At 70.8% G+C, this 6,243-nt stretch carries 6 protein-coding genes and 1 pseudogene; 5 read left to right on the top strand and 2 right to left on the bottom strand.

Going from position 1 to position 6,243, the window contains the following annotated elements:
- Positions 1–64 precede the first annotated feature (64 nt).
- From ACJ6WD_RS17890 to ACJ6WD_RS17875, 4 genes are all read left to right on the top strand, one after another.
- Positions 65–817: an MnhB domain-containing protein gene (locus tag ACJ6WD_RS17890; protein WP_331249450.1), complete on the top strand. Its 753-nt coding sequence runs from the start codon at positions 65–67 to the stop codon at positions 815–817.
- On the top strand, positions 817–1,164 hold the full coding sequence (locus ACJ6WD_RS17885; protein WP_233660107.1) for a sodium:proton antiporter: 348 nt from the start codon (positions 817–819) through the stop codon (positions 1,162–1,164). Before ACJ6WD_RS17890 ends, ACJ6WD_RS17885 begins: the two co-directional genes overlap by 1 nt.
- A 2-nt stretch (positions 1,165–1,166) precedes the next feature.
- Positions 1,167–2,987, top strand: a complete 1,821-nt coding sequence (locus tag ACJ6WD_RS17880; RefSeq protein ID WP_407616155.1) for a complex I subunit 5 family protein — start codon at positions 1,167–1,169, stop codon at positions 2,985–2,987.
- Between the two features lie 329 nt (positions 2,988–3,316).
- Positions 3,317–3,952, top strand: coding sequence for a carbonic anhydrase (locus ACJ6WD_RS17875; RefSeq protein WP_233660105.1), 636 nt, complete (start codon positions 3,317–3,319; stop codon positions 3,950–3,952).
- A 19-nt stretch (positions 3,953–3,971) separates the two neighbouring features.
- On the opposite strand, the pseudogene ACJ6WD_RS17870 reads toward ACJ6WD_RS17875, so the two are convergent.
- Positions 3,972–4,730 (bottom strand): annotated as a pseudogene (locus ACJ6WD_RS17870) (L-threonylcarbamoyladenylate synthase); the annotation flags it as partial.
- A gap of 241 nt (positions 4,731–4,971) precedes the next feature.
- Here ACJ6WD_RS17870 and ACJ6WD_RS17865 point away from each other — a divergent pair.
- Positions 4,972–5,145 (top strand): CsbD family protein, encoded by a 174-nt coding sequence (locus ACJ6WD_RS17865; RefSeq protein ID WP_407616154.1) that lies wholly within the window; start codon positions 4,972–4,974, stop codon positions 5,143–5,145.
- Positions 5,146–5,504: 359 nt separating this feature from the next.
- Here the strand turns inward: ACJ6WD_RS17865 and ACJ6WD_RS17860 are convergent, their stop codons facing one another.
- On the bottom strand, positions 5,505–6,221 hold the full coding sequence (locus tag ACJ6WD_RS17860; protein ID WP_331247054.1) for a methyltransferase domain-containing protein: 717 nt from the start codon (positions 6,219–6,221) through the stop codon (positions 5,505–5,507).
- Between the last annotated feature and the right edge of the window lie 22 nt (positions 6,222–6,243).

The raw sequence follows: 6,243 nt of genomic DNA, 5'->3' as shown, positions 1-6,243 counted from the left end.
GCCCCACCGGCGCGAACGGCCGCGCCCCGGACGGGCGTGGCGGCGCCGAGCAGCAGGAGCGCGGGTGACGACGCGCGTCAGGCTGGTCATGTTCCTGGTCGCGGCCCTGGTGGTCGCCGGCTTCTTCACGGCCGCGTGCGTCCACCTGCCTTCGTTCGGAACATCGGAGCATCCCTACGGGCAGCGGGCGGTGGCGGCGGCTCTGGCCCGCCGCACCGCCAACGTCGTCTCCTCGATCAACTTCGACGTTCGGGCCTTCGACACCCTGGGCGAGGAGTCCATCCTCTTCGGCACCGTGTTGGGCGCCACCCTGCTGCTGCGCCAGGCCCGCGACGAACGCCACCGCCGCGCCGAGCCGGAGCAGGTGATGCCGACCACGCTGCTGTTCGGCACTCTGCTGCTGCCGATCACCCTGGTGGTGGGCGTGTACATCGTCGCGCACGGCCAGCTCTCGCCGGGCGGCGGCTTCCAGGGCGGCGTCGTGCTGGCCACCGCTTTGCACGTGGCCTACGTCGCCGCCGACTACCACGTCCTGAAGAAGCTGCGCCCACTGACCGTCCTCGACGTCGCGGACTCGCTCGCAGCCGCCTCCTACACCCTGGTCGGCCTGGCCGGCCTGATCGCCGGCGGAGCATTCCTGAAGAACGTGCTACCGCTGGGCACCTTCAACACCATCACCTCCGGCGGCACCGTCCCCGTGCTCAACGCGGCCGTCGGCGTCGAAGTCGCCTGCGGCCTGATCACCCTGCTCGCCCACTTCCTCGACCAGGCCGTCGAACTCACCGACCCCGACCAGCGCGAGAACGGAGAGAACTGATGGGACCATGGCCCTTCCTCGCCGCCGGGTGGGTCCTGCTCGTCGCCCTGTACGGCCTGGTGACCAGCCGCAACCTCATCCACGCCATCGGCTGTCTGGCCGTCGCCCAGTCCTCCACCTATCTCCTGCTCCTGGCCGTCGGCTACCGCCGGGGCGCCACCGCCCCCGTCTACTCCGACCTCTCCCCCGGCACCCGCCCAGTCGTCGACCCCGTCGTGCAGGCCCTGGCCCTGACCGACGTCGTGGTCGGCGCCACCGTCACCGCGCTACTGCTCGCACTCACCATCCAGCTACGCAAACGCCACCACACCGTCGACCCGCAAGCCCTCACCGGCCTCAAGGGCTGACCGTGACCGAAGCAGCCCTGCTGCCGCTCGCGGTGGCCATCCCGCTGCTCGGCGCGGCCCTGCTCGCCGTCGCCGGCCGCGCCCTGCCTCGGATCGGCTGCGACATCCTGGCCACCACCTGCGCCGGGGCAGAGGTGGTCTGCCTTGCCCTGCTCTGGCCCCACAGCCAGCATCTCGCCACCGCGGAACTCGGCGGCTGGCCCGCCCAGTTGGGCATCGTCCTCGCCGCGGACTCCATCGGCGCAGGACTCGCCCTGTTGGTCGCCGTCCTGGTACTCGCGGTCGTGGTCTACTCCTGGCGGTACTTCGACGAACCCACCGGCGAGCACGCCGGCGCCTTTCCCGCGCTGATCCTGCTCTTCGAGGCCGGCATGGCCGGCTTCGCCCTCACCGGCGACCTGTTCAACACCTTCGTCTTCTTCGAGCTCATGGGCGCCGCCGCCTACGCCCTCACCGGCTACCGCATCGAAGACCCCCGCCCCCTGCACGGCGCCCTGACCTTCGGCATCGTCACCTCCTTCGCCGCCTACTGCTCCCTGCTCGGCATCGGCCTGCTCTACGCCCGCACCGGCGAACTCAACCTCGCCCGTCTCGGGGCGCGCCTGGCCTCCCACCACACCGACACGCTGACCGTCGTCGCCTTCGCCCTGATCTGCACGACCCTGCTCGTCAAAGCCGCAGCCATCCCGTTCCACTTCTGGCTGCCCGACGCCCACGCGGTCGCGCCGACCCCGGTGTGCATGCTGATGTCCGGCGTCATGGTCGAACTCGGCGTCTACGGCATCGCCCGCATCTACTGGACCGTCCTCGCCGGACCCGGCGGCATCCCCCACGCCGCCTTCCGCACCACCTTCACCGCCCTCGGCGTCCTGACCGCCCTGCTCGGCGCCTTGATGTGCTGGCAGCAGCGCCACCTCAAGCGCCTGCTCGCCTTCTCCACCGTCAGCCACGTCGGCCTGTTCCTCGTCGGCATCGCCCTGCTCACCCCCGACGGCACCACCGGGACCGCGCTGTACGTCGCCGCGCACGGTCTGGTGAAGGCCGCTCTGTTCGCCCTCACCGGCGTCCTGCTGGATCGCTACGGCTCCCTCGACGAACACGCTCTGTACGGCAGAGCACGCGAACTGCGCCCCGCGGGTGTGCTGTTCACCATCGGCGCCCTGGCTCTGGCCGGGCTCCCGCCGTTCGGCACCAGCCTCGGCAAGGCCCTCACCGAGGACGCCGCCGGGCAGTGGCAGCCGTGGCTGCCCGCCGTGTTCGTGGCCGCCTCCGCCGTGACCGGCGCTGCCGTGCTCCGCGCCGGCCTGCGGGTCTTCTTCGGCATCGGGCCGGCCCCGCGCAGCAGGCCCGACCACGAGGAGACCACCGGGGAGGGCGAGGAACCCGAGATCCGCTCACCGCAGCGCACCCTGCCGCCCACCATGACCATGGTCCCGGCCGTGCTGCTCGCCCTCGCCGGCGTCAGCGGCTGCCTCCCGACCCTCGCCCACGCCCTCGCCCACGGAGCGACCGACTTCACCGACCCCGCCCGCTACGCCGCCACCGTCCTGGGCCAGCCCGGCACACCACCAGCGGCCGGCACTGTGCCTGCCGCCGAGTGGACAGGGACCGCAGTACTCCTCGGCCTGCTGTCCACCGGCCTCACCATCGCCCTGGCCACCGCCGCCGTCCGCCAGCGCACCCCTACTCTCCCCGCGCATCATCCCCTCGCCCGCACCGTGCGGGGACTTCGCCGCCTGCACTCCGGACGCCTCGGCGACTACCTGGCCTGGCTCACCCTCGGCATCGCTGTGCTGTGCGCCGCCATCGCCGCCCAGAGCTGAACACCCGGCCCTACACCCTCCATGCCGAAGGCCGCCTTCAAAACGGTAAGCAACGCCCGCCGCACGACGTCGCGGCGGCCGAAGCACCAGCGCGCAGCACAGACGGGGCTGTCGTTCACGACCGTACGGGCTTCAAGAGCCGAATCGGGCTGCGCTCCCTGTCGTCAGATGATGGCCTTGGTCCCGGTCGCCGGATGCGGTGCGCCGTCCCAGCCCTGGCTGTGCCAACGCCGACCGCGACATCGTCGTACTGGCGGGCAGGCCCGTCAGTGGGCCGAGCGACGCGCCCCCTCGGCTGCGGCGGCAAACGCTGCCTTTAGGCTGCGGCCATGACCGAGACCCAGACGCCCCGCGATGCGTTCGACTTGCTCATGGCCGGTAACGAGCGCTTCGTCGCCGGTACCCCCGAGTACCCGAACCAAGACGCCGCCCGCCGCACCGAGATCGCACCGTCCCAACAACCCTTCGCCGTGCTGTTCGGTTGCTCCGACTCCCGACTGGCGGCCGAGATCATCTTCGACCGCGGCCTGGGCGACCTCTTCGTGGTGCGCACCGCCGGCCACGTCGCCGGTACCGAAGTGCTCGGGTCCATCGAGTTCGGCGTGAGCGTCCTCAAGGCGCCGCTGGTCGTCGTCCTCGGCCACGACTCGTGCGGTGCCGTCGCCGCCGCCTGCTCCGCCCTCGAGAACGGACAGACGCCGGGCGGCTTCGTCCGTGACGTTGTCGAGCGAGTGACCCCGAGTGTGCTGGCTGCCCGCGCCGCTGGGCGTGAGACGGCCGAGGAGATACTGGCCGAGCACATCGAGCACACCGTGGACCTGCTGCTGGAGCGCTCCCGCGTCCTGGCCGAGGCGGTGGCCGCCGGGCGGCTCGGCATGGTGGGGCTGTCCTACCGGCTGGCCGACGGCAGCGCACAGGTCGTCGCCACCCGCGGCCTGGAAGCGGCGGTCCCCATCGCTTCCTGACCGGCCCGGCCGTGGCCGCTCACGCGGAGGGCCGGGGCCCCGCGGCCCGGTGAAGGCGATTGGCGATCGCCAGCCCCAGTCCCTCCTCCGCCGGCGGGGAGGCGACGATGAGGTCGCACCCTTGCTGGTCGAGCTCACGCAGGAACCCGTACAGCCCGTGCGCGTAGGAGTCCATCGAACCGGGGAGGGTCACCACGGCGTGCGCCTTCATCCCAGCGCCGGCGAGGGAAGCAGGAAGGAGGACTCCCACCCGGTGCCCCAGTTCCTGTGCCCGCTTCGCTTCGGCGACGACCTTCTCCGGCTCGACCAGGACGACCCGCGCACGCGGCGCGTAGTGCGACGGGTGCTGCCCCGGCACCCGAACATGGCTCGTGGCAGGGACGCCGATCGGGATCCCCAGCACCGCTTCAAGGTCCTCGCGCGTCACCCCGCCGGGCCGCAGAATGCTCGGGAACTCGCCTGTGACATCGACAATCGTCGACTCGACGCCGACCTGGCAGGGGCCGCCGTCCAGTACGAAGTCGACCGCATCGCCGAGCTCCGTACGGACGTGGTCCGCAGTGGTGGGGCTGACCGAGCCGAAGCGGTTGGCGGACGGGGCCGTGACGCCGCCGCCGAAAGCCGACAGCAGCGCGAGGGCGACGGGGTGGTCGGACACCCGGACGGCCACCGTCTCCAGCCCACCGGTCGCCTCCAACGGCACGCGTCGGCCGCGCCGCAGGACCAGGGTCAGCGACCCCGGCCAGAAGTTTTCGGCCAGCAGGCGCGCGGTCACGGGCGCACCCCGACTCGGCGTCACGAGACCTGATCAAGTTCGAAACGCGAAGCCTTGCCAGGGTCGACGTGACAGATCTCGCCGAAGGGCGGGCAGAGCACCTGAGATCAATCCTTACGATTCATGAAGGAGCGTATGATTGTCTCCTACGCAAGACACACCATTTGACGCAATATCCCAATCTACCCCGCTCCCCTATCGACGCCCCAATATCTCCGCCCGAACACCTTAAAAGGGGTGGGCAATGGGCATGAGGAAGAAAATTAAGAACACCGGAGAAATAATAAAGGGAAAGGCCAAGGAGACTACCGGGAAAGCCCTGGGCGACGAAACCCTAGAGAGGAGAGGCAGGGCCGAAAAGACGAAAGGGAAACTGCAGCATGTAGCGGAAAAGGGGAAGGATAAATTGCGACGCTGAGAGGCATATTCAACACCGAAAGCAACCGACCTTGCCGCCGCCTCCGCGCCGCAGCCGGGTGGCACGTTGCGCGTGCCCACCCCGGACGCACACGCCGGGAGATCACGCGGCGCCGCCGGCTCTTCGCTCCGCTGTCCCGCTGGGCCTGTGGCCCACGAGGCAAACCAGGCTCTACTCGGCCAGTCGCAGTGAACGAAGGGAAGGACCACCCTGACGAGGACGAATTCGCCGCAGGACATGTCAGCCGGGACGCGAGGACGATCCACACGACTGTTGTTGCCTCCCCCCGTCGCCTCCTGGAGCGGCCTACCGCGCGCCAGGTTGTTCAGCTCGGTGACCGCGGTCCCTGCATGCGGTGTTCACGCTTCCCCGTCGTTGGTGTCCCGGTCGCTGTGGGCGGGGCGCTCGCTCTGGTGGCCTGGCGCGTCGGCTGTGCAGGGTCGGAAGCGGGCGAGGTATGCCGGGCTTGGGCCGCGGCGCTCGGTCAGGTGGAGGCCGGCGGCGTCGGCGAGCCGGTGCAGCCGGCCGAAGGGGATCCAGTGCCGGTCGAAGAACTCGCCGATCACCAGCCGCCCGCCTGGTGCCAGTACCCGTGCCGCCTCGCGCAGTACCCGATCCGGCTCGGGGATCTCGCCGAGCGCGGTCACGGCGTACACGGCGTCGAATGTCCCGTCCGCGTAGGGCAGTTCACGTGCGTCCGAGCGGGTGGGCCTGATCGTCGCCAGGCCGTCGCGCTCGGCGCGGCCCATCACGTGGTCGAGCATCTCCTGCTGGATGTCGAGCACGTCGAGTCGTCCCTCCGGCCCGAGCTGCGGGGCGACGTGCAGCGACTGCAGGCCCGTCCCCGGACCGATCTCCAGGAGCCGCTCCCCCGGCCGCGGCCGCAGTACGGCGTCCGTCCGGGCAACTGTCAGGAACGGCAACGGCACGTCGAGGAGGCCGCGTTGGGCGTACGGATAGGGCGCCGTGTCGCCCAGCCACCAGGCGGCGGCCAACGCGGCGCCGACGCCGGCGGCCACCGCCCAGCGGGTCCGGGCCGGGATCGGGGCGACGGGGGCGATGGTGATGCGGTGCATGGTGTTCTCCGGTGGATTGATG

Source organism: Streptomyces sp. VTCC 41912, from assembly GCF_045799175.1.
In the GTDB taxonomy this organism is placed as follows: Bacteria; Actinomycetota; Actinomycetes; order Streptomycetales; family Streptomycetaceae; genus Streptomyces; species Streptomyces albulus_C.
Note: the sequence above shows the minus strand (reverse complement) of the source record. Positions and strands in the feature narration are given on the sequence as shown.

Excerpts from the sequence above, each read along its gene's own strand:
- ACJ6WD_RS17885 (WP_233660107.1), top strand. The coding sequence starts at position 817 with ATGGGACCATGGCCCTTCCTCGCCGCCGGGTGGGTCCTGCTCGTCGCC.
- ACJ6WD_RS17875 (WP_233660105.1), top strand. The coding sequence starts at position 3,317 with ATGACCGAGACCCAGACGCCCCGCGATGCGTTCGACTTGCTCATGGCC.
- ACJ6WD_RS17865 (WP_407616154.1), top strand. The coding sequence starts at position 4,972 with ATGGGCATGAGGAAGAAAATTAAGAACACCGGAGAAATAATAAAGGGA.
- ACJ6WD_RS17860 (WP_331247054.1), bottom strand. The coding sequence starts at position 6,221 with ATGCACCGCATCACCATCGCCCCCGTCGCCCCGATCCCGGCCCGGACC.